Origin of the sequence: Teichococcus aestuarii (assembly GCF_042651065.1) — a bacterium.
Taxonomy (GTDB): Bacteria; Pseudomonadota; Alphaproteobacteria; order Acetobacterales; family Acetobacteraceae; genus Pseudoroseomonas; species Pseudoroseomonas aestuarii.
On sequence record NZ_JBHSCH010000009.1, the window covers coordinates 1 to 23,665 of the forward strand.

Consider the following 23,665-nt stretch of genomic DNA (forward strand, 5'->3'; position numbering starts at 1 on the left):
TGGCGATTACTTCGCCCGTCAATGCCAGAACTGAAGCTTTCTTCCGAAAACCCGCCGCGCCACAAACCAACAACACAGCAGGGCGCGCCTTCTAGGCCCTGGGCGGTACCCTGTCAAACAGGATTCGGCGCCCCGCCGGCGATTTCCGAGCCGGCTGCCCGCAGCCCAGCCCGGCGGCTGACGCATGATCCGGCGGCTCAGCCCTCCGCCAGCCGCATGCGGCCCACCTCAAGCCCATTCCAGTTGCGCAGCACAGGCGCGGCCAATGGGGCCAGCACCGCCTCCTCCGCCTCGCCCAGGGACAGCAGACGGCGCAGCAGGCCCGCCATCACCACCTCGGCGGCGCGCGAGGCGCCATCGTCGCATTTCAGCGCCACGCCGAGGCCGAGTTCCGGCAGCGCGGCGCAGAAGACGCCCTCCGCCCCCACCTTCACGAAGGCCCGCGCGCCCAGCGCCTCCATCACCCGGGTGTCGAACCGCTCGCTGCCCGCCACCATGAAGGGGTGCGCGGCCACGGCGGCGCGCAGCCGGGCCGCGGCGGCCGCCCGCACGGGCTCCAGCCCGTGCCCGGTGCCGATCCGCGCGAAGCCCAGCGCCAGGGCGCGCAGCGGAATGGCGTAGGTCGGGATGGAGCAGCCATCGATGCCGTGGCTGCCCTCCTCCAGGCGGAAGCCGGTCACCCCTTCCAGTGCCGCCTTCACCTGGCGCTGCACGGCATGGCCCGGCTGGATGTAGCCCGCCGGGGCGGTGTCCGTGCCGCAGGCCAGGCAGACGAAGCCGGCATGCTTGCCCGAGCAGTTGTTGTGCAGCGCGCTGGGCTCGGCGCCGGTGCAGGCCAGGGCGCGGGCGGCGCCGGCATGGCTCGGCCAGTGGGCACCGCATTCGAGCTGCGCCACGCCCTGCCCCGCGGCCGCCAGCATCCGGGCGGCGACGGCGGCATGGCGCGGCTCCCCGCCATGCGAGGCGCAAGCCAGGGCCAGCGCCTCATCGTCCAGCCCGAAACGGTCCGCCGCGCCGCTTTCCACCAGCGGCAGGGCCTGGATCACCTTCACGGCGGAACGCGGGAAGATGGGCCGCTCGATATCACCGGCGGAGAGCACCACCCCGCCCTCGGCATCGACCACCGCGAAGGCGCCGGCATGGCGGGATTCCACCCGGCCGCCGCGCGTCACTTCCACCAGAACCGGGTCCAGCATCGCCCTTCCTCCCATGGCTCGCGCGCCCCGGGCGGGGGCGTGCATTTCTCCTGGCTGCACCATGCGGGCCGCCGGCGGTCAAGCCACCCTTCACTCCGCGCGCAGCAGGCGGCGGGAGCGCGTCCAGCCCCGCGCCAGGGCGCGGCAGTGGCAGGCGACATGCGGGGCAATGGCCTCGCACCATTCCCGCACCCCGGCATTCACGCCGCGCAGCCGCTCGGCGGCGGCATTGGCCTCGGCGGCGAGGCGCGCCTCGTCCAGCCCCAGCACGCGGCGGTCGCGCAGCTTCCAGGCGCCGCCCACCATCACATCGGTCACCGCGCTGCCATCCTCGGTCCAGACGAGCTGGTTGGCGGCGTCGTTGAACGGCGCCCAGTTGATGTGCGCGAGGTCGAGCAGCACCAGATCCGCCAGCCGGCCGGGCGCGATCTCTCCCGCCTCCAGCCCCAGCAGCCGGGCGGAGCCGGCGGTGGCCAGCCGGACGGTCTCGGCGGTGCCGAGCCAGTCCTCCTCCTCCGCCTCCTCCCACAGCCGGGAGGCGAAGGCGGCGAGGCGCATCGCCTCGAACATGTTCTGGTTGTCGGAGGAGGAGGAGCCGTCCGTGCCGATGCCCAGCGCCACCCCCGCCCGCAGCGCCGCCCGCGCCGGCGCGATGCCGGAGGCCAGCCGCATGTTGGCGCCCGGATTGTGCGAGAGCCCGGCCCCCCGCGCCGCCAGCAGCTCCAGGTCGGATTGCGTCAGCCAGACGCCGTGCGCCACGGAGAAGCGCGGCCCGACCAGCCCCATCCGGTCCATGTGCTCCAGCAGGGTGGCGCCATAGCGCACCGCGCCGGCGGCGGCCTGGTAGCGCGCCTCGGCCACATGGGTCTGCACCCGCAGGCCGAACTCGTCGGCCAGCGCCGCGCAGCCGCGCAGGAAGGCCTCCGAGCCGTGCAGCGGGATGGTGGGGCCGAGCCCGAGCGCAATGCCGGCGGCGCCGTGCCGCCAGCCCTTCGCCGCGGCGCGCAGCGTGGCGAGCGTCGCCTCGGCCGGCGCCATGCGCATGGCCTCGGCGCGGGCCCGAAGCGGTTCGGGCAGCGCCTCCACCAGGCCGGGCGTCGCCTGGAAGAAGGTGAGGTCGGCCACCATCGGCGCCAGCACGGCGCGCAGGCCGACGCTGGCATAGGCCTCGGCCATCGCCTCCAGCCCCTCCGGGGTGGGGCCGGGGAACTCGGCCGGCAGGTCGAAGGCGGCGGTGCAGCCCTTCTTCAGCATCTCCACGGCGGTGAGCTGGGTGGAGAGCTTCAGCTCGGCCACGCCGCGGCCGCCGCCCACCCAGGGGGCATGGGCCAGCAGCAGCGCCAGGTCCCACTTGTCGCCCACCCCCTTGGCCAGGCCGCCATGGCCATGGGTGTGGCCGTTCACCAGGCCGGGGATGACCAGCCGTCCCGTGGCGTCGAAGGCTTCCGCATCCTCCACCGCGCTGCCGGGCGGCAGCAGGGCGGCGACGCGGCCCCCCTCCACCAGGATCTCGGCCAAGGGGGCGGAGAGCGCGTCCGGCGCCAGGACCCGCGCGCCGCGGACCAGCAGCCGCGCCGTCACAGCATCCGCTCCGAGCGGGGGGGCAGGTAGCGGTCGGTGAACATGCTGGCGGCCTCCGGCGGGGTGCCGATGCCATAGGCCTCGGCGTTGACGCGCACCAGCGCCTCGGCCCGCGCCATCTCGAGCGAGCCCAGCCCCTGGGCGCGGCTGTTGGGGGTGATGATGGACCGGTCCCGCGTCATGGCGAAGCGCCGCGTCTCCAGCGCCTCGTCGAACAGCGCCTCGCGCTTCTTCAGCGAGGCCATGCCGGCGGGCACATCGTTCAGCAGCAGCTTCAGACCCTCCATGGAGGCCTTCACGAAGCGCGCGGCACTCTCGCCATTGCGCTCCAGCCACTCGGCGCGGGCGAACAGGCCGGAGCCCGGCAGGTCCAGCCCGTGCTCGGCATAGGGCCAGCCGAGGATCTGCTCCTCCGGGATGCCGAGGCCCACCAGGTTGAAGTGCACGGTGAAGAGGAAGCCGCTCACCGCGTCCACCTGGTTGGTGCGCAGCATGGTGTCGCGCAGGTTGGCGGCCATCGAGGTCCAGCGGATGCGGCCCGTGTCGATGCCCGCGGCGCGGGCGAAGGCGGGGAAGAGCAGGCGGCTGCCCTCGCCTTCCGGCGCGCCGAGATGGCGGCCCGCCACGTCCTGCGGCTTCTCGATGCCACGCCCGCGCAGCGTGACGATGGCCGCCGCCGTGCGGTCGAACACCGGGTAGATCATCACCAGCCGGTTCTGCGGGTATTCGGCGTTGAACTTCACCGCGCCGGAGAAATCGGCGAAGCCGATGTCGTAGGCGCCGGAGCCCACCTTCACCAGCGTGTCGCCGGAGCCGAAGCCGCGGTCCATCCGCACGGCCAGCCCCTCGCGCCGGAACAGGCCCCGGTCCTCGGCCAGGGAGAACATGGCGTGGTTGCCCTGCAGCGCCCAGTCGAGCGCGAAGCGCAGCGGCGCCTGGGCGCGGGCGGTGCGCAGCGCCGGCAGGGCGAGTGCGGCACCCAGGATCAGGCGGCGCGGCAGAGAGGGCTTCGGCGAGGCGGTCATCGGCGGGGCTCCCGGTTCCAAGGGTGCCGCAGGACCAGCAAGAGCCGGGCCACGGGGCCGCGCCCGGCCCCGCCCCCTTGCCTCAGCCCCTCGCCCGGGCCCTCAGCGCCCCGGCGTAGCGGGGAGCAGCTGCTCCAGGCAGCGTGCCAGGGATTGCCGCCAGTCGGCGGGCTGGATGCCGTGCACGGCGGTGATGCGGCTGCAGTCGAGCCGCCCATCGGCCGGGCGGCGCGCCTTGGTCGGGTACTGGTCGGTGGTGATGGCGGAGAGCGCCGGCACCTTCGCGCCGCGCTTCTCGGCCTGGGCGAAGATCTCGGCGGCGAAGCCGTGCCAGGTGGTCCAGGGCGCGCCGGTCAGGTGGAAGAGGCCGAAGGCCGGGTCGCCCGCCGGCGCCGCCGCCAGGCGCGGCAGCATGCGGGCGATGGCGTCGGCCAGGTCGGCGGCGAATGTGGGGGCGCCGTGCTGGTCGGCCACCACCGAGAGGGCGGGGCGCTCGGCGCCGAGGCGCAGCATGGTCTTGAGGAAATTGTTGCCGTCGGCACTGCACACCCAGGCGGTGCGCAGGATGGCCGAGCGCGGGTTGGCCGCCATCACCGCCGCCTCGCCGGCCTGCTTGGTGCGGCCATAGACGCTGGCCGGCGCCGTCGGGTCGGTCTCGACGTAAGGGGCGCCCTTCGTGCCGTCGAACACGTAGTCGGTCGAGACGTGCAGGAAGGGCAGGCCACGCGCCGCGGCGGCGGCGGCCAGCAGCCCGGCGCCGGTCGCGTTGATGGCCAGGGCCAGCTCCGGCTCGTCCTCGGCGCGGTCCACGGCGGTGTAGGCGGCGGCGTTGATGATGGCCTCCGGCGCCGCCTGCTCCACCGCGCGGGCGATCGAGGCCGCGTCGGTCAGGTCCAGCTCCGGCGCCTCGAGGGCGGTGACGGCATGGCCATCCTGCGGCAGCCGGCGGGCGAGGGCGAGGGCGAGCTGGCCGGTCCGCCCGGCGACGAGGACGCGCATCAGGCCACCCGCATCTGGGTGGCGCGGCGGCGGTCGGTGATGCTGGGCATGGCAGGGCTCCCCGTTTGCGGAGGGCTCTTTTAGGGAATGGCTCCCGGCCCTGGTAGCCCTCGGCTCCGTGAGATCCGGCGGCACGGGAGACCGGCCTGGATGAACAGGATGCAATCCTGTGGGCCGCTTTCCGCCCCGATACACAAAAAAGGCGTGAAGGTGGGGGCTGACGCCCCCCCAGCCCAGCGGCACGCGCTTGACCACCCCCGGCGGAGTGTGTCTCTCCTGCGCGCGTTACCTCATTACTGCCGGAGTTTGCCTTTTGACCGAAGAAACCCGCCCGCTCAGCCGCCAGGACCTGGTCGACGCCGCCGCCGCCGCGACCAGCCTGCCCAAGACCCAGGCTGATGCCCTGCTGAAGGCCGTTCTGGCCACGGTGGGCGACGCCCTCGGCGCTGGCCGCGAGGTTCGCCTGGCCGGCTTCGGCAGCTTCGCCGTCAGCCAGCGCGCCGCGCGCCAGGGGCGTAACCCCGCCACGGGTGAAGTGGTGGAGATCGCCGCCAGCAAGTCCGTCAAGTTCAAGCCCGCCAAGGACCTGAAGCAGCGCCTGGGCGACTGACCCGAACCGGCGCGGCCGGCGGCACCCGCCCCGGCCGCGCCACTCCCCTGCCCGCCCTCACCCTCTCCGAAGGACGGGCGTCTCGCCGGCATCGTCCGGCAACAGCACCAGACGGCCGTGGCGGACCCCGCGCTCGGCCATCACATGCTCGGCGAAGTGGCGCAGCGCGCCGGCCTCGCCCCGCAGCACCGCCACTTCCAGGCACATCTCGTGGTCCAGGTGGAGGTGCAGCGACGACACCGACAGGCCGTGATGGTCGTGGAAGGCGCCGGTCAGCCGCCGCGCCAGGTCCCGCTGCTCATGGGCATAGGTGTAGACCAGCGCCCCCAGGCTCGGCCCGGCCGCGCCCTCCGCGCCGGCGCTCTGCTGCAGGCCGCTCCGCAGCAGGTCGCGCATCGCCTCCGAGCGGTTCTGGTAGCCGCGCCGGCGCACCACCGCATCCAGCTCGGCCGCCAGCGCGTCGTCCAGGGTGACAGTCACCCGTTGCATCGCAACTCCCTCATCCCGCTTCCGCCGGACCGTATCGCGGCCGCCGGCCCCACCGCCAGCCATGCCTCGCGCGAGGGGGGTCTCCGGCGCCCGGGCCTTGCTTGACCGGACCGGGTGGAAGGACGCACCCTGCGCCGGCCGAACGCAGCGAGGGACCAGCGCCAGCATGACCGGGCATCACCATGGCCACGCGCACGTGCATGAGCATGAGCATGAGCATGAGGGCAGCGAGCTTTCCGGCATGGCGCTGCGGGTGCGCGCCCTGGAATCCCTGCTGGTCGAGAAGGGCTATGCCGACCCGGCCGCGCTGGACGCGCTGATCGAGACCTACGAGACGCGCATCGGCCCGCGCAACGGCGCCCGGGTGGTGGCGCGCGCCTGGGCCGACCCGGCGTTCCGCGACCATCTGCGGCGGGACGCCACGGCGGCCATCCACGGCATGGGCTTCACCGGCCGGCAGGGCGAGCACATGGTGGCGGTGGAGAACACGCCGGAGGAGCACAACCTCGTCGTCTGCACCCTCTGCTCCTGCTACCCCTGGCCGGTGCTGGGGCTGCCGCCGGCCTGGTACAAGGCGCCTGCCTACCGCTCCCGCGCGGTCATGGACCCGCGCGGCGTGCTGGCCGAGTTCGGCGTGGCGCTGCCGGAGGGGACGCGCATCCGCGTCTGGGATTCCACCGCCGAGACGCGCTACCTCGTCATCCCGATGCGCCCCGCCGGCACCGAGGGCTGGAGCGAGGAACGGCTGGCCGCGCTGGTGAGCCGCGATTCCATGATCGGCACCGCCCTGGCGCGCCCGCCCGCCGAGGCAACCGCGGCAGAAGCCCGCGCATGAACGGCGCGCAGGACCTGGGCGGCATGATGGGCTTCGGCCCGGTGCGGCCGGAGCCGGAGCATCTGCGCTTCCACGCCGCCTGGGAGAAGCGCGCCCTGGCCGTGACGCTTGCCGCCGGGGCGCTGGGGCAATGGAACATCGATGCCAGCCGCCATGCGCGCGAGACCCTGCCGCCCGGCGAGTATCTTACCTCCGGCTACTACGAGATCTGGATCAAGGGGCTGGAGAAGCTGCTGCTGGCGCGCGGCCTGGTGACGGCGGAGGAGCTGCGCGAGGGGCGGATGCGGGCGCCCGGCCCGGCGCTGCCACCGCTGCGGGCCGAGGCGGTGGAGCCGGCGCTGATGCGCGGCTCGCCCTATGACCGCCCGGCCACGGCGCCGGCGCGCTTCGCGGTGGGCGCGGCGGTGCGCACCCGCCACTTCCACACCCCGGAGCATACCCGCCTGCCCCGCTACGCGCGCGGCCGGCGGGGCGTGGTCGACCGGGTGCAGGGCGTCTTCGTCTTCCCCGACAGCAACGCGCATGGCCGTGGTGAGGCGCCGCAATGGCTCTACACCGTCCGCTTCGCCGCCGCCGAACTGTGGGGCGAAGGGGCGGACCCGGACCTGACCGTCTCCATCGATGCCTGGGAGTCCTACCTTGAAGCCTGAAGCCATGCCCGCCGAGGCCCCCGGCCTGCCGCGCGACGTGGCGGGGCCGGTGTTCCGCGAGCCCTGGGAGGCGCAGGCCTTCGCCATGGCGGTGGCCGCGCATCAGGCCGGCTGCTTCACCTGGGCGGAATGGACGGCGGCGCTCGGCCGCCACCTCGCCGCCTGCGAGGCGCCCTACTATGCGCACTGGCTGGCGGCGCTCGAGGAATTGCTGGCTGAGAAGGGCATTCTCTCCACGGCCGAGCTGGCGGAGCGCCAGGAAGCCTGGGCACGCGCCGCCGCCGCCACGCCGCACGGCCAGCCCATCCTGCTGCCGGGTTGAGCGGCGCGCCGCCGCGGGGTCAAGGCGCGCTCCGGCCCTGCCGGCCATTGCGGCGCAGCCTGGGCGCCACTATTTCCGCCGGGCCACGGCCGTGCGGGGCAGGTTCTCCGCGCCTTTCCTCCCCCCGCGCTTCCCATCTGGCCAGAAAGGCAGATCGCCATGCCGTTCCGCATCATGATCGTCGATGACAGCGTAACCAACCGGCTGCGGCTGGCCGCCCTGGTGGCGCGGGTGGCGGAGACGGTCTCGGTCACGCATGCCTCGCCGACCCTGGCGCTGGAGGATGCCGCCGCGCAGCCGCCGGACGTGCTGTTCGTCGACTACCTGATGCCGGAGATGGATGGCGTGGCCTTCCTGCGCGCCTTCCGGCAGCTGCCGCGCTGCCAGACGGTGCCGGCCGTCATGATCACGGCGCTCGAGCAGCGCAGCGCGCTGTACGAGGCGCTGGAGGCCGGTGCCAGCGACTTCCTGACCAAGCCGGCCGACGAGGTGGAGCTGCTCGCCCGGCTGCGCAACATGCTGAAGCTGCGCGCCGTCGAGCGCGAATTGTACGAGCTGGCGCATTTCGACTCGCTGACCGGCCTGGCCAACCGCCGCCACTTCCTGGCCTGCCTGGACGAGGCGGTGGAACGGGCCCGGGAGGAGCGGACGCCGCTCTCGCTGGCGGTGTTCGACGTGGACCACTTCAAGCGCATCAATGACGGTTTCGGCCACCCGGCGGGGGACCGGGTGCTGCATGGCCTGGGCACGGCCTGCGGCGGATTGCTGCGGCAGACGGACCTGGTGGGCCGCCTCGGCGGCGAGGAATTCGCCGCCCTGCTGCCAGCCGCCGGCCTGACCCAGGCCGTGCAGCTCTCCGAGGCGCTGCGCCAGGGTATCGCTGGCCTGGCGCTGCAGGATGAGGAGGGGCGGCCCATCCCCGTCACCATCAGCCTTGGCGTCGCCACCCTGGGCCTGGCGGAAAGCGGCGAGAGCCTGCTGCGCCGGGCCGACCAGGCGCTCTACGCCGCCAAGCGGGGCGGCAGGAACCAAGTGCGCATGAGCCCCGGCCCGCTCCCCTCTGCCCTCGCCAATCCCATGGCCGAGGCGGGCTGAGGCCCGCCCCTGCACCGGCTCACGCCTGCGCCGGCCGGCGCAGGGCGGTGAGGGCGCCGCGGCCCAGCATCAGCAGCCAGATCAGCAGAGTCAGCGCCCCGAGCGCGCCGGCGATCGGCCGCTCGAAGAAGGCCAGCCAGAGGCCGTCCGACTTGATCATCGAGGTCATGAAGTTCTGCTCGAGCATCTCGCCGAGCACCAGGCCGAGGATCATCGGCGCCACGGGCACGCCGTTCTCCTCCATGAACCAGCCCAGCACGCCGAAGATCAGCATCAGCACGATGCCGTAGTTGCTGTTGGTCATGGCGAAGGCGCCGACGATGCAGAACAGCAGGATCAGCGGCAGCAGGATGGTGCGCGGGATGCGCAGCACCTGCTTCATGCTCTTGATCGCCGCCCAGCCGAGCGGAACCATAATGATGTTCGCCAGGATGAAGATGATGAACACCGCATAGATGAACTGCGGGTTCTCGGTGAACACCGTGGGGCCGGGGTTCATCCCCTTCATGTAGAGCACGCCGATGACGATGGCGGTGATGGAATCCCCCGGGATGCCGAAGACCAGGGCCGGGATCCAGGCGCCCGCCACGGCGGAGTTGTTGGAGGCGCCGGCTTCCACCACCCCCTCCACATGGCCGGTGCCGAACTTCTCCGGCGTGCGCGAGAAGCGCTTGGCCATGGCGTAGGAGACCCAGGCGGCGATATCCGCCCCCGCCCCCGGCAGCGCGCCGATCAGCGTGCCCATGAGCGAGCCGCGGATGAAGTTCAGCCAGTAGCGCCGCATCACCCCGCCCACGCCGCGGAACACGTTGCCGACCTGCGGCACAATGACATGGCCCTGCCGGTGCAGGTCCACCGCGCCCCGCAGCAGCTCCGACACGGCGAAGGCGCCGATCATCACGGCGATGAAGTTGACCCCCGACATCAGGTCGACATTGCCGAAGGTGAAGCGCGGCACCCCCGCCGCGGGGTCGATGCCGATGCAGACGATCGCCAGGCCCAGCAGCAGCGAGACGAAGCCCTTCAGCGGGTCGCCTGTGCCGATGAACACCGCACAGGTGAGGCCGAGGCAGGCCAGCCAGAAATACTCGAAGGAGGAGAAGTTCAGCGCCATCTCGGCGAGCGAGGGGGCGCAGAGCACCAGGAAGAACACGCCGACGATGCCGCCCAGCGCCGAGAACACCACGTTGACGCCGAGGTTGAGGTCGAGCTGGCCCTTCCTGGCCATCAGGTAGGATTCGTCGGCATAGGCGGCGGAGGCGGGCGTGCCCGGCATGCGCAGCATGGCCGCCGGGATGTCGCCGGCGAAGATCGCCATGGCGGTCGCGGTGACGATGGCGCCCAGCGCGGGCACCGGGTCCATGAAGAAGGTGACCGGCACCAGCAGCGCCGTGGCCATCGTCGCCGTCAGCCCCGGCATGGCGCCGACGAACATGCCGAACACCGCCGCGCCCAGGATGACCAGCATCACCGAGGGGTCGAAGACCAGGCCGAAGGCCGTCAGGATCGGGTCCATTGCCGCCCTTCCTCAGAGGATGTCATTCAGCAGGCCGCGCGGCAGGGGCACGCGCATCATCCCGCTGAAGAACCAGTGCACCACCAGCGTCGCCACCAGCGCGACCGGCAGGGCCCGTACCGGGCGCTCGCCGAACCACAGGAACAGCGCCAGCAGCAGGGCGAAGGCGAGCAGGATGAAGCCCAGCGTCTCGGCGAAGAGAAGATAGGCCACCACCGCCAGCGGCATGCTGAGGAAGGACAGGGCCTGCCCTCCCCGGAACCACCAGGGCGCCAGCTCGACCCAGGCCTCGCCGCGCCGCCGCGCCGCCAGGCCGCGCCCCACCAGCAGCAGCCCGCACAGGACCAGCCCGCCGCCGAGCAGCCGCGGGAACAGCTCCGGGCCGTAATCCTGGCCCGGGAAGGAGGGGAAGTAGGTCGTCAGCCAGATCATCGTGCCGGCCAGCAGCAGCAGGGCCAGTCCGAGCACGGCATCGTTCACCCGCATCGCGCATGCGCTCCGCAAGGCGCGGCCGGAGGCCGCGCGGGGCAGGAAAAGCGTGGCTCAGGGCAGTTGCGCGGCACGGGGCCGTCAGCCGCGCGCCAGCCCGGCGGCGCGCATCGCCTCGCCCATCGCCGCGTCGGAGCGGCCCATGAAGGTGGCGAACCCGTCCGGGTCCGCCCAGACCGTGCCGAAGCCGCGGGCGTTCATGAAGTCGGTGAACTCCTTGGCCTTGTAGGCGCGCTCCAGCGCCGCGGTGATGGTCTTGGCCATCTCGTCCGGCAGGCCGCGCGGCGCCGCGATGCCACGCCACGCGCCCGTGGAGTAGCTGATGCCGAGCTTCTCGTTCAGCGTCGGCACCGTGTCGAATTGCGGGTTGCGCTGCGGCGCCATGATGGCGAGGCTGCGCGCCCGGCCCGCGTCGAGCATGGCCCGCGCCTCGGGCACGGAGCAGGTGACGATGTCCACGCCGCCCGCGGCCAGGTCCTGCATGGCGGGCGCGGCGCCGTTCGAGGGCACCCAGCGCACATGGTCGGGCTTCAGCCCCATCGCCTGCAGCCAGCCGATCAGCGCCAGGTGCCAGATGCCGCCCTGGCCGGTGCCGGAGGCCTTCATCTTGCCCGCCGGCGCCGCCTTGATGGCGTCGGCCAGTTCCTTGATGTCCTTGTAGGGCGAGGAGGCGCTGACCTGCACGCCCGGCGGGTCCTCGTTCATCAGCGCGAGCGGCCGGTAGTCCTTGTAGGTGAGGTTGGTCAGCCCGGCATGATGGAGCATGGCGATCTCCACCGTGATGATGCCGATGGTGTAGCCATCGGGCTGCGCCGTGGCGATGGCGGAATGGCCGACCACCCCGTTGCCGCCGGTGCGGTTCACCACATTGATCGGCTGGCCGAGATCCTTCTCCAGCAGCGCGCCGATGATGCGGGCCGTGGCATCGGTGCCGCCGCCGGCGCCCCATGGGCAGAGCAGGGTGATGGGGCGGGTCGGGTAGCGGGACTGGGCCAGGGCGGGACGCGCCAGCAGGCCGGCGGCACCCGCCGCCACACCGAAGGCCATCAGGCCGCGGCGAGACACTTCATTCATGGACATTCTCCCCAACGCCCGCTTCGGCGGGTCGTTCTCCTTGTACGATGATAGACTAAGGGGCGGCGCGCGGTCTGGGCAAGCATGCAGCGGGATCGCAGGATCCGGACGCCAACGGCATGGCCGGCCGGCCGGCTGTAAAGCCCGGGCCAATCTGCGCGCCGGCATGGCCGGGCAGGAACGGCCCCCCCTCCGCCGCGCGCGCAGGCAGAGAGACGGAGAGGCGCAGCCTGGCGTTCAGCCGCCCCTGGCAGGGCCGATGCGGGAGGGGGCAGCCCCTTTCGGAGCAGGCTGGCGGCTGTGCGTGCCTCCGGGCGGTCCCGCGAAGATGCGGCTGCAGGCGCCCCTGCGGCTCCAGCGGATGAAGCCGCCGACGACGCGCTGATCGCCGGCCCGCGGCACTCCGTGGGAGAGCGGAAAGCAGGACGAGATCCGCCGGACCTGCCCCCGCCCGTGCCGGAACCGGTCAGCCGCGGCAGCACCTCCCGCAGCCGGGAAATACGGCCGGATCAAAGCGCAAGAAGCCCGCCGGACAGACCCTGAACACAGCACACGCCGAGGTTGTCCGGTTTCCACCAGTCACACTGAAAAATTCAAAATTTATATTCCGGCGAAGAAAAGAAACTAAAAGTTTCGTTGTCGGAACTTATTTCGTTATGGTAAGCAAATGTAATCTCGTTGGAGCATGCAGCACAGCGAAGGTGATCGAGGCTCAGCAATGACACGCACCCCGCGCGCCCCCTCCTACGTTCTGCCCGAGCCCAGCGTCGCAGGGGTGGAAACGCCTTCGCATCAGGAACTTCCGAGGATGGTGCCGGCATCCGGCCTGCGAGGCGGCAGGCCGGGGGCCATCGATGCCCTTCGCGCCGCGCAGGGCTGGGCGGACCTTCCCTTCTGCAGGCTGTTCCCGTGGTGCGTCGATTTTCTGCTCCTCATTCTTTTTTCCGTGCCTGTTCCGGGCTGGGAACCGGGCGCGCCATTCCCGGTCGCGCATCATGCGCTCCTGGTGCTGGGCGGCACCCTGCTCTCCGCCCTGCTCAACCGGGTCGCACTGGCGGATCTCGAGCAATCCTCCGGCGCCACGACGCGGCGGCTGTTCTTCCGGGCGGCGCTTGCCGCGGCCGCGACGTCGCTCATCATCGCCCTCTCGGAGCATGTCCTGCTTCGGGCGGATGCCACCGCGGAATTCCTCTGGCTGCTGGGCGGCTTCATGCCGCTCAGCGCCACGGCCCATGCCATGACGGCCTATCTGATAGGGCTGCGGCAGACAGTGCCGATGCGCCTGGCCCTGGTCGGCCCGGCGGCGCGGTTCGCCACCTTCGAGGCAGGGCTGAGGCACCGGTCCGGGCAGGGCGCGGTCGTGGTCGCCCGGGTGGGCGGCGCGGTCGATGCCGAGATCGAGCAGCTGCGGCACCTCATCCTCGGCCAGCAGGTCGACGTCGTGGTGCTGGCCACGGGCGGGCTTGACGCGAACCGCCTTTCCGATGTGGGCCGGGCCCTGGCCGAGGCGCCCGCGCGGCTCTGCTTCCTCGCCGATCCGATGTCCTTCGACCCCACGCTCGAGGAAGCGTTCCGCTGGTCCGGCCTCGGCGTGGTGGAGATCCTGCCCCATCCGGTCCGCAGCGCCGAGTGGTCGGTCAAGCGCGGCCTCGACGTGGCATTCGCCCTGATGGCCCTGGCCTTCATGGCGCCGCTCCTGCTGCTGATCGCGATGGCCATCCGTCTGGAATCGCCAGGGCCGGTCCTGTTCCGCCAGTGGCGGGTCGGCCTGGGCGGCAGGCCCATACAGGTCCTGAAGTTCCGGTCCATGTACATAAAGGGATGCGACGCATCGGGCGCCACGCGCACCCGGGCCCGCGACCCGCGCGTGACGCATGTGGGCCGCTTCCTGCGGCGCACCAGCATGGACGAGCTGCCCCAGCTCTGGAACGTGCTCCGGGGCGACATGTCCCTGGTCGGGCCGCGCCCGCACGCGCTGGCCATGCAGGTGGAAGGCAGGCCCTATGCGGAGGTGGTGAGCCAGTACCGCCTGCGCCACAGGGTGCGGCCCGGCATCACCGGATGGGCCCAGGTCAATGGCGCGCGCGGCGAGGTGGACACGCTGGAGCGGGCGCAGAGACGGATCATGCTCGACCTCTGGTACGTCGATCACTGGTCGCTTGCCCTGGATTTCCAGGTGCTGCTGCGCACCGTGCTCGGCGGCTTCGCCAGCTTCCGGGCCGATTGAGGAAAGCCGTGGTGCGGACAGCCCCGGAGCTTCCCCCCTGGACGACGCGCTCCGCCGACGGAACGGCCGGCGCCTCCAGCCCGGCCAACGCCGAGAGCGAGATCCATGCGCCCACCCGGCACGCCGTGCACCGCACGCTGACACTGGGTGTCGTCGTCGATGCCTGCCGCGATCTCTCCACCGCCGTGGAGGCCGTTCGCAGGCAGATGCGGCTGCCGGCGCGGGCGAGAAGCCAGGCCTTCCTGGTCACCTTCGTCAACCCGGCCACCGTGGCCGCGACGGAGCGGAGCATCTGGCTGCGCGTCGCGCTGCAGAATTTCGACCTGGTGCTGCCGGACGGAATCGCCATGGCGCTGGCGACCGGATACCTCTCCGGCTCCAGCGCGGCGCGTATCAGCTTCGACACGACCTCCCTCGCCCTGCCGGTCCTGCACCTTGCGGCCGAATACGGCAGCGGCGTCGTCCTGGTCGGCGGCCGGGAGGGTGTCGCCCGGCGCGCCGCGGACCGCATCGCCGAACGGTTTCCCGGGCTGCGCATCCTGGGAACGTGGCATGGCTACGGCGACATGGCGGCGTCCGTCCGGGCGGTGCACGACACGGCACCCGACATCGTCATCTGCGGCATGGGCAGCGGGCCGCAGGAGGAGTTCCTGCTGCGCCTCAGGGCCGCGGGGTGGCACGGCGTCGGCTTCACCTGCGGCGGCTATCTCGACCAGACCGCCGGCGGCCTCGAATACTATCCGGCCTGGATCGACAGGACGAATCTCCGCTGGCTCTACCGCCTCGCCCGCGAGCCGAGGCGTCTCTGGCGCCGCTACCTGGTGGATTACGGGCGCTTCGCCCTCCGCTTCGGCAGAGCCGCCAGGGACCGTGCCCGCCCCGGGCCTGCGGGCCGCGGAGCTGGCCGATGAGCGGTGGGCGGAGCGACGCCAATGGCCGCACGCTGCGCGCCCTGTTCTGGACGATGCTCGATGTGGGCGGCAGCCAGGGCCTCGCGCTGCTGCTCTACGTCATCCTCACCCGGATCCTGACGCCGGGCGAGTATGGCGTCTTCGCCCTCGCCCTCGCCATCACCGCGATGGCCAACACGGTGCTGTTCCAGGGCTTCGCCGACGCGCTGATCCAGCGCGAGGCGCCGGACGAGGATGACCGCAGCACCGCCTTCTGGACGAACCTGGCGCTGGGCGCGGTGCTGACCATCCTCCTCGTGCTGAGCGCGCACACCCTCTCGGCGGCTTTCGGCGACGCCTCCCTCTCGCCCGTCCTCCAGGCCATGTCCGTGCTGTGCCTGCTGCGCGCGCTGGTCAGCGTCCATTCGGCGCTCTGCCGGCGGGAGATGCGCATGGCCATCTTCGCCCTGCGCGCCATCAGCGGCTACGTGATCGGCGGGCTGTGCGGCATCGCGCTGGCGATGGCGGGGTGGGGCGTCTGGGCGCTGGTGGCGTGCCAGCTCATCCAGGCCGTCGTCATCCTCGTCGTGATGTGGACGACGATCCGCTGGACTCCCCGGCTGCGCTTCTCGCGCCGGTCGCTGAAGCGGCTCGCCGGCTTCAGCAGCCCCTTCATGATGGCCGGCATCTTCACCGCCATCGCCGACAAGGTCGACAACCTGATCATCGGCGTGATGCTCGATGTCGTGGCTGTGGGCCACTACAATCTCGCGCTCAAGATGATGCAGGCGCTTGGGTTCATCGCCATGTCGCCGCTCGCCCTGCTGATGATGCCGGTGCTGGCGCGGCTCGCGCACGACCAGGCGGCCTTCCGGGACGAGTATGTCCGCCTCGTCACCGCCTCGCTGTCCATCTGGCTGCCGCTGGCGATCGGCCTCGGCTTCCTGGCGCCGGCGGTGGTGCCCTTCACCTTCGGTCCGCAATGGATGGATGCCGTGCCGGTTCTGCAGGCCATGGCCCTGGGCGGCGCCACCGTGCCGCTCTGGGCCTTCACCGGCCAGGCGCTCTCCGCACTTGGCCGCCCCAGCGCCTATGCCTGGCTGGCCGGCGGGCAGCTGGTCCTCGCCGCCATCGCCTACGCGCTGGCCTCGCCCTTCGGCATCGTCGCGGTGGGCGTCGCCTGGGCCGTGGTCTCGGCGCTGCTGGTGCCCATCCACCTGTACGTGCTGGAGCAGATCTCGGGCAGGAGCCTCATGCCGCTGGTCGGCAACGCGCTGCGCCTCGCCGCCGCGGGGGCGGGCATGGTGGCCGCGATGCTCGCCGGCGACCGGCTGTCCGGCGGCAGTTCCTGGCTGGCCGGCATGGCCGGCGGCCTGGTCTACCTGGCCCTGCTGGAGACGGTGCTGCTCCCCCGCTACGTGAGCGGCGGGATACGCTCCGCCCGCCTGGCCTTCTTCGCGCACGGAGGCAGCCGATGATGGCATTCCCGAGGCTGCGGGCCGGGCGGGCCGCCGCTTCCCCCCCGGCGGGTCCGGCGGGCGGCGGCGGCGCCCTGATCGAGATCCTGCGCGACCCGGACCGCCTCGCGGCGCTGGGCCCGGCGTGGCGCGCGCTGGAGACCCAGGCGGGCGCCGGCACCTTCCAGTCCCATGACTGGATCTCGGCGTGGTGGCATGGCGGCGCCGCCCGCTCCGGGTTCCGGCTCCACATCGCCCTGGCATGGGATGGCGACGAGCTGGTCGGCGTGCTGCCGCTGGCGGTCCGCCGCCGCCACGGGCTGCGGGTGCTGGAATGGGCGGCGAAGGATGTCAGCGACTATTGCGACGCGCTCCTGGCCCCTTCCCGCGAGGACCTCATCCTTCCCCTGTGGCGCGCGGCGCGCGCGCAGGGCGGCTTCGATGTCGCCTATCTCAGCCATCTGCGGCCCGGCGGCGTGCTGGTGCGCTTCGGGCAGGGCCGGCTGCGGCTGTGGCCGGGCCACCGCTCCACCGTCGCGTCGGCGCTCCGCCTCGGCGCCTGGAGCAGCGGCGCGGGGTTCGTGGAATTCCTTGCCCCCCGGGAGCGACAGAACTACCGGCGACGCCGCAGGGTCCTGGCGCAGAGCGGGCCGGTCCGCTTCCGCGTGCTGCGCGGGGCAGAGTTGTGGCCGGCGGTCGAGAGGCTGCGGCAGATGAAGCTGGACTGGCTGCGGCGCACCGGCCTCGCTTCCCCGCTGTTCAGCGACGACGGCACCATGCTGCGCAGCCTGGCCACGGCGCTGGAGGCGCGCGGATGCCTGCGCGTCTTCGTGCTGGAGGCCGGGGACAGCATCGCCGCCGTCACGCTTTCCATCGCCGAGGGCGGCCGCCTGCTCGGCTTTGGCAGCGCCTATGAGCAGAGCCTGCACCGCGCCTCGCCCGGCACGCTGGCCATGATCGATGAGATTGCCTGGGCCATCGACCACGGCTTCACCGAGGTCGACTTCCTTTGCGGCGACGAGGCCTACAAGCAGCGCCTGGCCAGCACCTGCCTTCACCTCGGCACGCTGGTGCACGCGCGCACGCCGCTCGGGCTGGCCGCCCTCGCCTCCGATGCCTGCATCCTGGTGATGGCACGCCTGCGCGCCCGGCTCGGCGCCTTCCCGGGTTTCTCCGTGGCCTTCTCCAGGGTGCCCAGAACATGATCCCGAAACGCATCCATTACGTCTGGGTAGGCGGCCCGATGCCGGACCGCTACCGCGTCCTCGTCGACCACTGGCGGCACCTGCATCCGGACTGGGAGCTCGTGCACTGGAGCGAGCGCAACATCGACTTCTCCCACGCGCCGCTGCGGGAGGCCTATCGGCGGCGGCAATGGGCAAGGGTGTCCGACATCGCGCGGCTGTTGGCGGTGCACCGCCATGGCGGCATCTACCTCGACACCGATTTCAAGGTCCTGAAGCCGCTGGACCCGCTGCTCGACAACCAGTGCTTCCTGAGCTTCCAGGATTCCCCCAAGCCCAGCGACCTGCTCGCCAACGGGTGCCTCGGCGCCGTGCCGGGCCACTGGTTCATCGGCGAGGCGCTGGAGGCCGCGCTGCGCCTGCGCAGCCTGCCCTTCGGCCTCGACCGGCCGACGCGCTCCGGCCCGAAGCTCGTCACCCGGCTGATGCGGCGCCACGGGCTGCGCGCGGAGACGGCCGATGTGCAGGCGGAGGCCTGGATCGGCGACATCCGGATTTATCCGTGGCGGGTGTTCTTCCCCTATCCCCACGGCGGCGAGTTCACCCCCGACTGCATCACCGAGGACACCCTGGCGGTGCATCACTGGGAGCGCTCCTGGAGCGCGAGCCTGCCCCGTCACATCCGGCTCGCCCAGGCGGCGCGCAGCCGGGTCTCCCGCGTCCTGCATAGCCTTCACACCTGAGGAGGAAGCCGAGCATGTCGCCCTGGCAGCGTGAACTCCGGATAGCAGGCGGGGCGGCGGTGGCTGCCTTCGCCGAGAAGCTCCAACGCTCGCTCGGCCCGGCAGTCCGGGTGGCGGTCGAGGCGGAGCCGGCCTCCGCACCGCCGGACGCCGATGGTGCCGAAACCGTGCTGCTGCGGGTCGCGCCCGGGAAGCTGGCCGCTGCCGGCGGGCGGGCATGGCGGATCGTCGACGAGCATGGGGAGTTCCTGTGCTCCCCCCGCTTCGGCCTGCGGCAATGCTGCCGGGCGCCGGGCCTGCTGTCCCTGCATCTCGTGGAGGATTCCCGCGCGGGCGCACCGGGGAGGGTCCTGGCCGAGGCGCATCTCGGCGCCTGGCGCCCCCATCCCGAGCTCAGGGAAGCGGCGATGAAGGCGGCGGCGGCGCTGGTGGCCGAGGCCATCCGCCATCCTGGCCGGGCCACGCGGCCCTGGGCGCCCCTCCCCCGCAAGGCCGCCGACTGGCCGGGGCGCTGGCGTCTCGCCTACGGGCTGAAGCGGGCACGCGACAAGCTGACCAGCGAGAACTGGGCGGTCGGCGTCACCGAGGTCGCGCCGGAGGAGCTGGGGAGGAGCCGGATCATGCCCGGCATCCGCTGGACCGTGCCGCCCAGCGCGGAGGGCTACCACGCCGACCCGTTTCCCTGGCCGGGACGCCTGGGCATGGCGCTGTGCGAGTATTTCGACCACGCGACCGGCCTCGGGCGCCTCCGCGCGCTGCGGCTCGGGGCCGAGGCCGGCGCGGTGCTGGCCGAGGAACTCCCCGTGCAGGTCAGGGGCCATCTCTCCTACCCGTTCTGCTGGGAGGAGGATGGGCGGGTGTTCTGCACCCCCGAAATGGCGGCGAGCCGCCGGCAGGTGATCTTCGAGCTCTCGCCGGACGCGCCGCCGCGCGCCGTGGCCACCGTCGCCGAGGAGGTGGAGATGGCGGACCCGACCTTCTTCCGCCATGGCGGCCTCTGCTGGCTGGCCTACACGGATGTCTCCTTCGGCCCGCACGACAATCTCTGCCTGATGTTCGCGGAGAGCCTCGAGGGGCCGTGGACACCGCATCCGGCGAATCCGGTGAAGATCGACATCAGGTCCTCGCGCCCGGCCGGCCCGTTGCTGGCGGTGGGCGGCCGGCTGCTGCGCCCTGCGCAGGATTGCGCCGCCTCCTACGGCGCCGCGCTGGTGGTCAACGAGATCCTTGAATGCACGCCCTCCTCCTACCGCGAGAAGCCGGTGGCCGTGCTGTCGCCGGACCCGGAAGGGCCGTTCCCGCACGGGCTGCACACCATCGCCGCCATGGCCGATGGCCGCTTCCTGGTGGATGGAAAGCGCATTTCCCTGAGCCCCGGCATCCTGCTCCGCCGGCTGGCGCGCCGGCTGCCGTCCGCGGACTGGCTCCGGCGCCCCGGCGCCCGCCCGATCCGGAAGCCCGCAGCAGGATTGAGAGGATGAGCACCAAAGCCCCCTACACCCTGCGCCTCAGCGCCGATGCGGCCGCACCGCCCGAACCGTCCTGGGCGGTCGAGCGCGAGCGCAACGTCGCCGCCAGCGCATGGGCGGCCGCGCGGCGCCGCAAATGGCTGATCCTCTCCGTCACGCTTCTGGTCTTCACCGGCGGCTTCGTCGGCCTCCTGGCGCTTCCCCCGGCCTACCGGGCCTCGGGCACCGTGCTGCTGGAGGCGCCGAAGACCGTGGTCTTCCAGCGCCCGGGCGTCACCGCCAGTACGCCGCCGGCCACGGAGATGCTGGCGGACGAGCTCGAGGTGCTGCGCTCGCGGGAGCTGCTGCGGCGCGTCGTGGCCAGGCTGGGGCTGGAGGCCGACCCGGACTTCAACCCGCTGCTGCGCCCCTCCCGCCTGCTGGCGGCGGCCGACAGTCTCATCGGGCTGCTGGGCCGCTGGTCCGAGGAACCGGTGCACCGGCTCCTGGCGCTCCTCGGCGTGCAGCGCGCGGAGGCGGGCGGCCTCGACGCGACCGTGCAGAGCCTGGACCGCAACGTCACCGTCGGCCCCATCGGGCGCAGCCGCGCCATCGAGATCACGGCGACGGCACGGGTGCCGGAGCGGGCGGCCGCGATCGCCAATGGCGTGGCGGAGGCCTATCTGGAAATGCGGGCCGAGCTGCGGGCGGCGGAGCTGCGGTCCATCAGCGCCTGGATGAATTCGGAGCTGGCCGCGCTGCGCGCCCGCATCGACACCTCGGCCCGCGCGGTGGTCGAGTTCCGCGCCACCAACGGCGTGGTCAACGGCCTCTCCCGCACCGATCTCAGCGCCAACCTCGTGCAGCAGGAGATTTCCGAGGTCGCCAGCCAGATCACCGCCCTCCGCCTCCGCCGCTCCGAGCTGGCGGCACGGCTGCGCGACGCCGAGGCGGCGATGGCGGCGCGGAACATGGATGGCCTGGCGAGCGTCCTCGACTCCCGCACCATCCAGCAGTTCCGCGTGCAGGAGGCGCAGTCGGCGGCCCGGCTGGCGGATCTCGCCTCGCAGTACGGGCGCTCCCACCCCGCCCTGCAGGCAGTCAACGCGGAGTTGGCCGATATCCGGCGCAACATCGCCCGGGAGGCCGACAGGATCCTCCAGAGCACGCGCAACGAGGCGGGCGTCGCGGAGACGCACTACCGGGCACTCACGGAACGGCTGAGGGCGCTGCGCGGCGAGGTGGCGCAGGCGGATGGCGTGGAGGTGAGGCTGCAGGAGCTGCAGCGCGACGTCTCGGCGGACCGCCTCGTGGCGGAGAACTTCCTGGTCCGCGCGCGGGAGCTCGGGGCGGAGGCACGGCTCCGCGACACCGGCGCGCGGGTGGTCTCGGAGGCAACGGTGCCCCGCCTGCCCTACGCGCCGAACCTCCGGCTGCTGCTCCCCCTGCTGGCCTTCGTCTCCCTCGGCGCCGGCGGCGTGGCCGCGCTTGCCCGGGAAGCCATGGCGCGGGGCATGCGCAGCGTGGAGGATCTCGGCGATGCGGGCGTCGTGCCGCTCGGCGTCATCCCGCTCTGGCGCCGCCGCTGGGACCGGCTGGGACAGGCGATGTTCCGCGAGGCCATCGCCGGCCTCTGCGCCCATCTGGTGCGCCCCCGGCCCGGCGGGGTGGCGCCGCGCAGCCTGCTCGTCACCTCGGCCAATCCGGGCGAAGGCAAGAGTACGGTCGCGCGCGCCCTGGCGGCCGAGGCGGCGGGAAGGGGCATGCGGGTCATCCTGGTGGACGCCGACCTGCGCGGCCAGCGCCGCCGCGGCCCGGCCGAGGCCGGCCTCTCCGACGTGCTCCGCGCGGACACGACCCTGCACGCCGCATTGCGGCCCGTGCCGGACGGGGACTACCGCTGGCTGCCCCCCGGGCCCCGGCCGCCGAACCCGACGCAGCTCCTGGCCTCGGGGGCCATGGAGCGGCTCCTGCGGCAGATGGAGGCGGAGGCCGAGCTGGTGATCATCGACGCGCCGCCCGTTCCCATCGGCGGCGACGTGCCGGCCCTGGCGCGTATGGCTTCCCAATCCGTGCTGCTGGTCCGCTGGGAGCACACCCGCGCCGATGAGGCCGCCGCGGCGCTGCGCAGCCTGCGGATCGCCGGCGCCGCGCTGGCGGGAGTCGCCATGAGCATGGTCGATACCCGCTACAACGAGCAGTACCGGCACGGCGATGCCAGCTTCTTCTCCCGCCGCATGCGCCGCTACTATCTGGCGCGCGGATGAGCGCCACCCTCGCCCCCGCCGGCCTCCGCCCGGACCCGGCGGCGCGGCCGGTCACGGGCGCCACGCCAAGCGCCACGCCGGGCGCCATGCCGCTGGGGCTGGCCATCGCCCACGCGCTCGGCTGGCAGGCGGCGGGGCTGGCGCTGCTGGCGGCGCATGTGCTGCTGGTGCGGGAGCTGGGGCCGCTCGCCTCGGCCGTGGCCCTGGGCGGCCTGCTGCTGCTCTACGCGTGGCTGCCGCTCGCCGGGCTGGTCGTGTACTGGCAGCTGGCGCTCTACCAGAACGCCATGGTCGCCTTCTTCTGCGACGGCATGCAGCCGGGCTCCTTCCAGGTCCTGCTCGGGACCGGGTTCATGGCGACGGGGCTGCTGGGCGCCCTTGCCGCGGCCCGCCTGCTGCTCTCGCGCCGCGGGGCGGCGGCGCCGGCGCGGCGCATCGTCCTGCTGGCCTGCGCCGCCATCGCCCTGTCCACCGCCTATGCCGCCTACGGCGCCCTGCTCTCCTCCCCCGCCTCGGCCGCCGTGTACCTGCGCGCGGCCACCGGGATGCTGCTGATGCTGCTGGTGGGGCTGGATGCCGGCCGCGTCTGGGGCTTCCGCAGCCTCGCCATCGGCTATCTGGTCTCGCTTGCCGCGGGGCTCGGCTACAGCGCGCTGGAGGTGGCCGATCCGGCCTGGTTCTACGAGATGACGGGGGGCATCCCCTTCATGAACCTCAAATACACCGCCGCGGAGCTGGACTGGCCCTTCCACACCGCGCGCGACCTGATCGCGACCCGCACCAGCGTCCTGTTCAACGTGACGGGCAGCGAGGCGACCGCGCTGTCCTTCCGCTTCGGCGGCCCGAACATCCACCCGATCAGCTATGCCTATGTGATCGCCATGGGCGGCATCGCCGCGCTGGCCCTGCGGTGGTACGGCAGCGTGGTGCTGGCGGCGGCGGTCCTGGCCGCAATGGGCGTGAAGGGCGCCATGCTCACCCTGGTCATGACACTGGGCCTGTGGCTCTTCTGGCACTGGGCTGGCCGGGCGCGCCTGCTGCTGGCGGTCATGGCGGTGTCCGTCGTGACGTATTCGGCGGCGGTGATCCATGTCGGCCTGCAGAGCGGGGATTTCCATGTCATCGGGCTGATCGGCGGCGTCGATGGATTCCTGCGCAACCCGCTGGGGCACGGCATCGGCGTGGGCGGCAACCTGTCGGACACGGCGCGCGCCGGCGTCGACATGATCGACCTCCAGAACAACGGGGCGGATTTCGCGCTGGAGAGCGCCATCGGCGTGCTGCTCTACCAGCTGGGCCTGGGCCTGCTTCTCCACCTCGCGGCCTTCGCCGCGCTTCTGGCGGCGGCCAGGCCGCGGCGTGGATGGCGGCACGCCCGGCCCCAGGCAACGGACGCCATCTTCATTGGGGTGGCCATGACGATCGTGAACGGCCTGTTCCAGGAGGAGGCCTACACGGTCTACGCGCTCGGGGTCGCGATGCTGTTCGCGGGGGCGCTGGTGGCCAATCAGCCGCCGGGCGGGCGGCCGGCCCGGGCGTGACGCCGGGCCGGCCGATGGCTCCCCGCA

General features: G+C 72.6%; 21 protein-coding genes. 13 read left to right on the forward strand and 8 right to left on the reverse strand.

Annotated elements, in window-relative coordinates; all coding sequences use genetic code 11:
- Positions 1–197 precede the first annotated feature (197 nt).
- From ACFOY6_RS06160 to rfbD, 4 genes are all read right to left on the reverse strand, one after another.
- A complete protein-coding gene (locus ACFOY6_RS06160; RefSeq protein ID WP_379649554.1) occupies positions 198–1,196 on the reverse strand; it encodes an asparaginase in 999 nt (332 codons plus the stop codon).
- A gap of 90 nt (positions 1,197–1,286) precedes the next feature.
- The gene (locus tag ACFOY6_RS06165; RefSeq protein WP_379649556.1) at positions 1,287–2,777 is read right to left on the reverse strand and encodes an amidohydrolase family protein; all 1,491 of its coding nucleotides are present in this window, start codon (positions 2,775–2,777) and stop codon (positions 1,287–1,289) included.
- The gene (locus tag ACFOY6_RS06170; protein WP_379649558.1) at positions 2,774–3,802 is read right to left on the reverse strand and encodes an ABC transporter substrate-binding protein; all 1,029 of its coding nucleotides are present in this window, start codon (positions 3,800–3,802) and stop codon (positions 2,774–2,776) included. The genes ACFOY6_RS06165 and ACFOY6_RS06170 overlap by 4 nt, the downstream gene beginning before the upstream one ends.
- Before the next feature lie 102 nt (positions 3,803–3,904).
- Complete coding sequence (gene rfbD / locus ACFOY6_RS06175; protein ID WP_379649560.1) at positions 3,905–4,801, reverse strand: dTDP-4-dehydrorhamnose reductase; 897 nt, start codon at positions 4,799–4,801, stop codon at positions 3,905–3,907.
- Between the two features lie 313 nt (positions 4,802–5,114).
- On the opposite strand from rfbD, the gene ACFOY6_RS06180 reads away from it, so the two are divergent.
- On the forward strand, positions 5,115–5,411 hold the full coding sequence (locus ACFOY6_RS06180) for an HU family DNA-binding protein (RefSeq protein ID WP_099097508.1): 297 nt from the start codon (positions 5,115–5,117) through the stop codon (positions 5,409–5,411).
- 57 nt (positions 5,412–5,468) lie between these two features.
- On the opposite strand, the gene nikR is transcribed toward ACFOY6_RS06180, so the two are convergent.
- The gene (gene nikR / locus ACFOY6_RS06185) at positions 5,469–5,900 is read right to left on the reverse strand and encodes a nickel-responsive transcriptional regulator NikR (RefSeq protein ID WP_109518039.1); all 432 of its coding nucleotides are present in this window, start codon (positions 5,898–5,900) and stop codon (positions 5,469–5,471) included.
- A gap of 166 nt (positions 5,901–6,066) precedes the next feature.
- On the opposite strand from nikR, the gene nthA reads away from it, so the two are divergent.
- The 4 genes from nthA to ACFOY6_RS06205 all read left to right on the forward strand — a co-directional run bounded on the left by nthA (position 6,067) and on the right by ACFOY6_RS06205 (position 8,802).
- Positions 6,067–6,735, forward strand: a complete 669-nt coding sequence (nthA, locus tag ACFOY6_RS06190; RefSeq protein ID WP_379649562.1) for a nitrile hydratase subunit alpha — start codon at positions 6,067–6,069, stop codon at positions 6,733–6,735.
- Complete coding sequence (nthB, locus tag ACFOY6_RS06195) at positions 6,732–7,385, forward strand: nitrile hydratase subunit beta (protein WP_109518041.1); 654 nt, start codon at positions 6,732–6,734, stop codon at positions 7,383–7,385. Before nthA ends, nthB begins: the two co-directional genes overlap by 4 nt.
- Positions 7,375–7,707, forward strand: coding sequence for a nitrile hydratase accessory protein (locus tag ACFOY6_RS06200; protein WP_379649565.1), 333 nt, complete (start codon positions 7,375–7,377; stop codon positions 7,705–7,707). Before nthB ends, ACFOY6_RS06200 begins: the two co-directional genes overlap by 11 nt.
- 159 nt (positions 7,708–7,866) lie before the next feature.
- On the forward strand, positions 7,867–8,802 hold the full coding sequence (locus ACFOY6_RS06205; protein ID WP_379636588.1) for a diguanylate cyclase: 936 nt from the start codon (positions 7,867–7,869) through the stop codon (positions 8,800–8,802).
- Positions 8,803–8,821: 19 nt separating this feature from the next.
- On the opposite strand, the gene ACFOY6_RS06210 is transcribed toward ACFOY6_RS06205, so the two are convergent.
- From ACFOY6_RS06210 to ACFOY6_RS06220, 3 genes are all read right to left on the reverse strand, one after another.
- The gene (locus ACFOY6_RS06210; RefSeq protein ID WP_379649567.1) at positions 8,822–10,318 is read right to left on the reverse strand and encodes a tripartite tricarboxylate transporter permease; all 1,497 of its coding nucleotides are present in this window, start codon (positions 10,316–10,318) and stop codon (positions 8,822–8,824) included.
- A 12-nt stretch (positions 10,319–10,330) separates the two neighbouring features.
- Positions 10,331–10,804 (reverse strand): tripartite tricarboxylate transporter TctB family protein, encoded by a 474-nt coding sequence (locus ACFOY6_RS06215; RefSeq protein ID WP_379649569.1) that lies wholly within the window; start codon positions 10,802–10,804, stop codon positions 10,331–10,333.
- Positions 10,805–10,888: 84 nt separating this feature from the next.
- Complete coding sequence (locus tag ACFOY6_RS06220) at positions 10,889–11,881, reverse strand: tripartite tricarboxylate transporter substrate binding protein (RefSeq protein ID WP_379649571.1); 993 nt, start codon at positions 11,879–11,881, stop codon at positions 10,889–10,891.
- 718 nt (positions 11,882–12,599) lie between these two features.
- On the opposite strand from ACFOY6_RS06220, the gene ACFOY6_RS06225 reads away from it, so the two are divergent.
- From ACFOY6_RS06225 to ACFOY6_RS06260, 8 genes are read left to right on the forward strand one after another with little or no spacing between them, the layout of a single operon-like run.
- Positions 12,600–14,108, forward strand: a complete 1,509-nt coding sequence (locus tag ACFOY6_RS06225; RefSeq protein WP_379649573.1) for an exopolysaccharide biosynthesis polyprenyl glycosylphosphotransferase — start codon at positions 12,600–12,602, stop codon at positions 14,106–14,108.
- Positions 14,109–14,119: 11 nt separating this feature from the next.
- Entirely contained in the window at positions 14,120–15,019 is a 900-nt protein-coding gene (locus ACFOY6_RS06230; protein WP_379649575.1) for a WecB/TagA/CpsF family glycosyltransferase, read from the forward strand.
- On the forward strand, positions 15,016–16,476 hold the full coding sequence (locus ACFOY6_RS06235) for a lipopolysaccharide biosynthesis protein (protein ID WP_109518048.1): 1,461 nt from the start codon (positions 15,016–15,018) through the stop codon (positions 16,474–16,476). Before ACFOY6_RS06230 ends, ACFOY6_RS06235 begins: the two co-directional genes overlap by 4 nt.
- Positions 16,473–17,660: a GNAT family N-acetyltransferase gene (locus ACFOY6_RS06240; RefSeq protein ID WP_379649578.1), complete on the forward strand. Its 1,188-nt coding sequence runs from the start codon at positions 16,473–16,475 to the stop codon at positions 17,658–17,660. Before ACFOY6_RS06235 ends, ACFOY6_RS06240 begins: the two co-directional genes overlap by 4 nt.
- Entirely contained in the window at positions 17,657–18,382 is a 726-nt protein-coding gene (locus tag ACFOY6_RS06245) for a glycosyltransferase family 32 protein (RefSeq protein WP_379649580.1), read from the forward strand. The genes ACFOY6_RS06240 and ACFOY6_RS06245 overlap by 4 nt, the downstream gene beginning before the upstream one ends.
- Before the next feature lie 14 nt (positions 18,383–18,396).
- A complete protein-coding gene (locus tag ACFOY6_RS06250) occupies positions 18,397–19,863 on the forward strand; it encodes a glucosamine inositolphosphorylceramide transferase family protein (RefSeq protein ID WP_379649582.1) in 1,467 nt (488 codons plus the stop codon).
- A complete protein-coding gene (locus tag ACFOY6_RS06255; RefSeq protein WP_379649584.1) occupies positions 19,860–22,097 on the forward strand; it encodes a GumC family protein in 2,238 nt (745 codons plus the stop codon). The genes ACFOY6_RS06250 and ACFOY6_RS06255 overlap by 4 nt, the downstream gene beginning before the upstream one ends.
- Positions 22,094–23,638, forward strand: coding sequence for a hypothetical protein (locus ACFOY6_RS06260; RefSeq protein ID WP_379649586.1), 1,545 nt, complete (start codon positions 22,094–22,096; stop codon positions 23,636–23,638). Before ACFOY6_RS06255 ends, ACFOY6_RS06260 begins: the two co-directional genes overlap by 4 nt.
- Positions 23,639–23,665: the final 27 nt, after the last annotated feature.

Excerpts from the sequence above, each read along its gene's own strand:
- ACFOY6_RS06160 (WP_379649554.1), bottom strand. The coding sequence starts at position 1,196 with ATGCTGGACCCGGTTCTGGTGGAAGTGACGCGCGGCGGCCGGGTGGAA.
- ACFOY6_RS06170 (WP_379649558.1), bottom strand. The coding sequence starts at position 3,802 with ATGACCGCCTCGCCGAAGCCCTCTCTGCCGCGCCGCCTGATCCTGGGT.
- rfbD (WP_379649560.1), bottom strand. The coding sequence starts at position 4,801 with ATGCGCGTCCTCGTCGCCGGGCGGACCGGCCAGCTCGCCCTCGCCCTC.
- nikR (WP_109518039.1), bottom strand. The coding sequence starts at position 5,900 with ATGCAACGGGTGACTGTCACCCTGGACGACGCGCTGGCGGCCGAGCTG.
- nthA (WP_379649562.1), top strand. The coding sequence starts at position 6,067 with ATGACCGGGCATCACCATGGCCACGCGCACGTGCATGAGCATGAGCAT.
- nthB (WP_109518041.1), top strand. The coding sequence starts at position 6,732 with ATGAACGGCGCGCAGGACCTGGGCGGCATGATGGGCTTCGGCCCGGTG.
- ACFOY6_RS06205 (WP_379636588.1), top strand. The coding sequence starts at position 7,867 with ATGCCGTTCCGCATCATGATCGTCGATGACAGCGTAACCAACCGGCTG.
- ACFOY6_RS06210 (WP_379649567.1), bottom strand. The coding sequence starts at position 10,318 with ATGGACCCGATCCTGACGGCCTTCGGCCTGGTCTTCGACCCCTCGGTG.
- ACFOY6_RS06215 (WP_379649569.1), bottom strand. The coding sequence starts at position 10,804 with ATGCGGGTGAACGATGCCGTGCTCGGACTGGCCCTGCTGCTGCTGGCC.
- ACFOY6_RS06220 (WP_379649571.1), bottom strand. The coding sequence starts at position 11,881 with ATGAATGAAGTGTCTCGCCGCGGCCTGATGGCCTTCGGTGTGGCGGCG.
- ACFOY6_RS06225 (WP_379649573.1), top strand. The coding sequence starts at position 12,600 with ATGACACGCACCCCGCGCGCCCCCTCCTACGTTCTGCCCGAGCCCAGC.
- ACFOY6_RS06235 (WP_109518048.1), top strand. The coding sequence starts at position 15,016 with ATGAGCGGTGGGCGGAGCGACGCCAATGGCCGCACGCTGCGCGCCCTG.
- ACFOY6_RS06240 (WP_379649578.1), top strand. The coding sequence starts at position 16,473 with ATGATGGCATTCCCGAGGCTGCGGGCCGGGCGGGCCGCCGCTTCCCCC.
- ACFOY6_RS06245 (WP_379649580.1), top strand. The coding sequence starts at position 17,657 with ATGATCCCGAAACGCATCCATTACGTCTGGGTAGGCGGCCCGATGCCG.
- ACFOY6_RS06250 (WP_379649582.1), top strand. The coding sequence starts at position 18,397 with ATGTCGCCCTGGCAGCGTGAACTCCGGATAGCAGGCGGGGCGGCGGTG.
- ACFOY6_RS06255 (WP_379649584.1), top strand. The coding sequence starts at position 19,860 with ATGAGCACCAAAGCCCCCTACACCCTGCGCCTCAGCGCCGATGCGGCC.
- ACFOY6_RS06260 (WP_379649586.1), top strand. The coding sequence starts at position 22,094 with ATGAGCGCCACCCTCGCCCCCGCCGGCCTCCGCCCGGACCCGGCGGCG.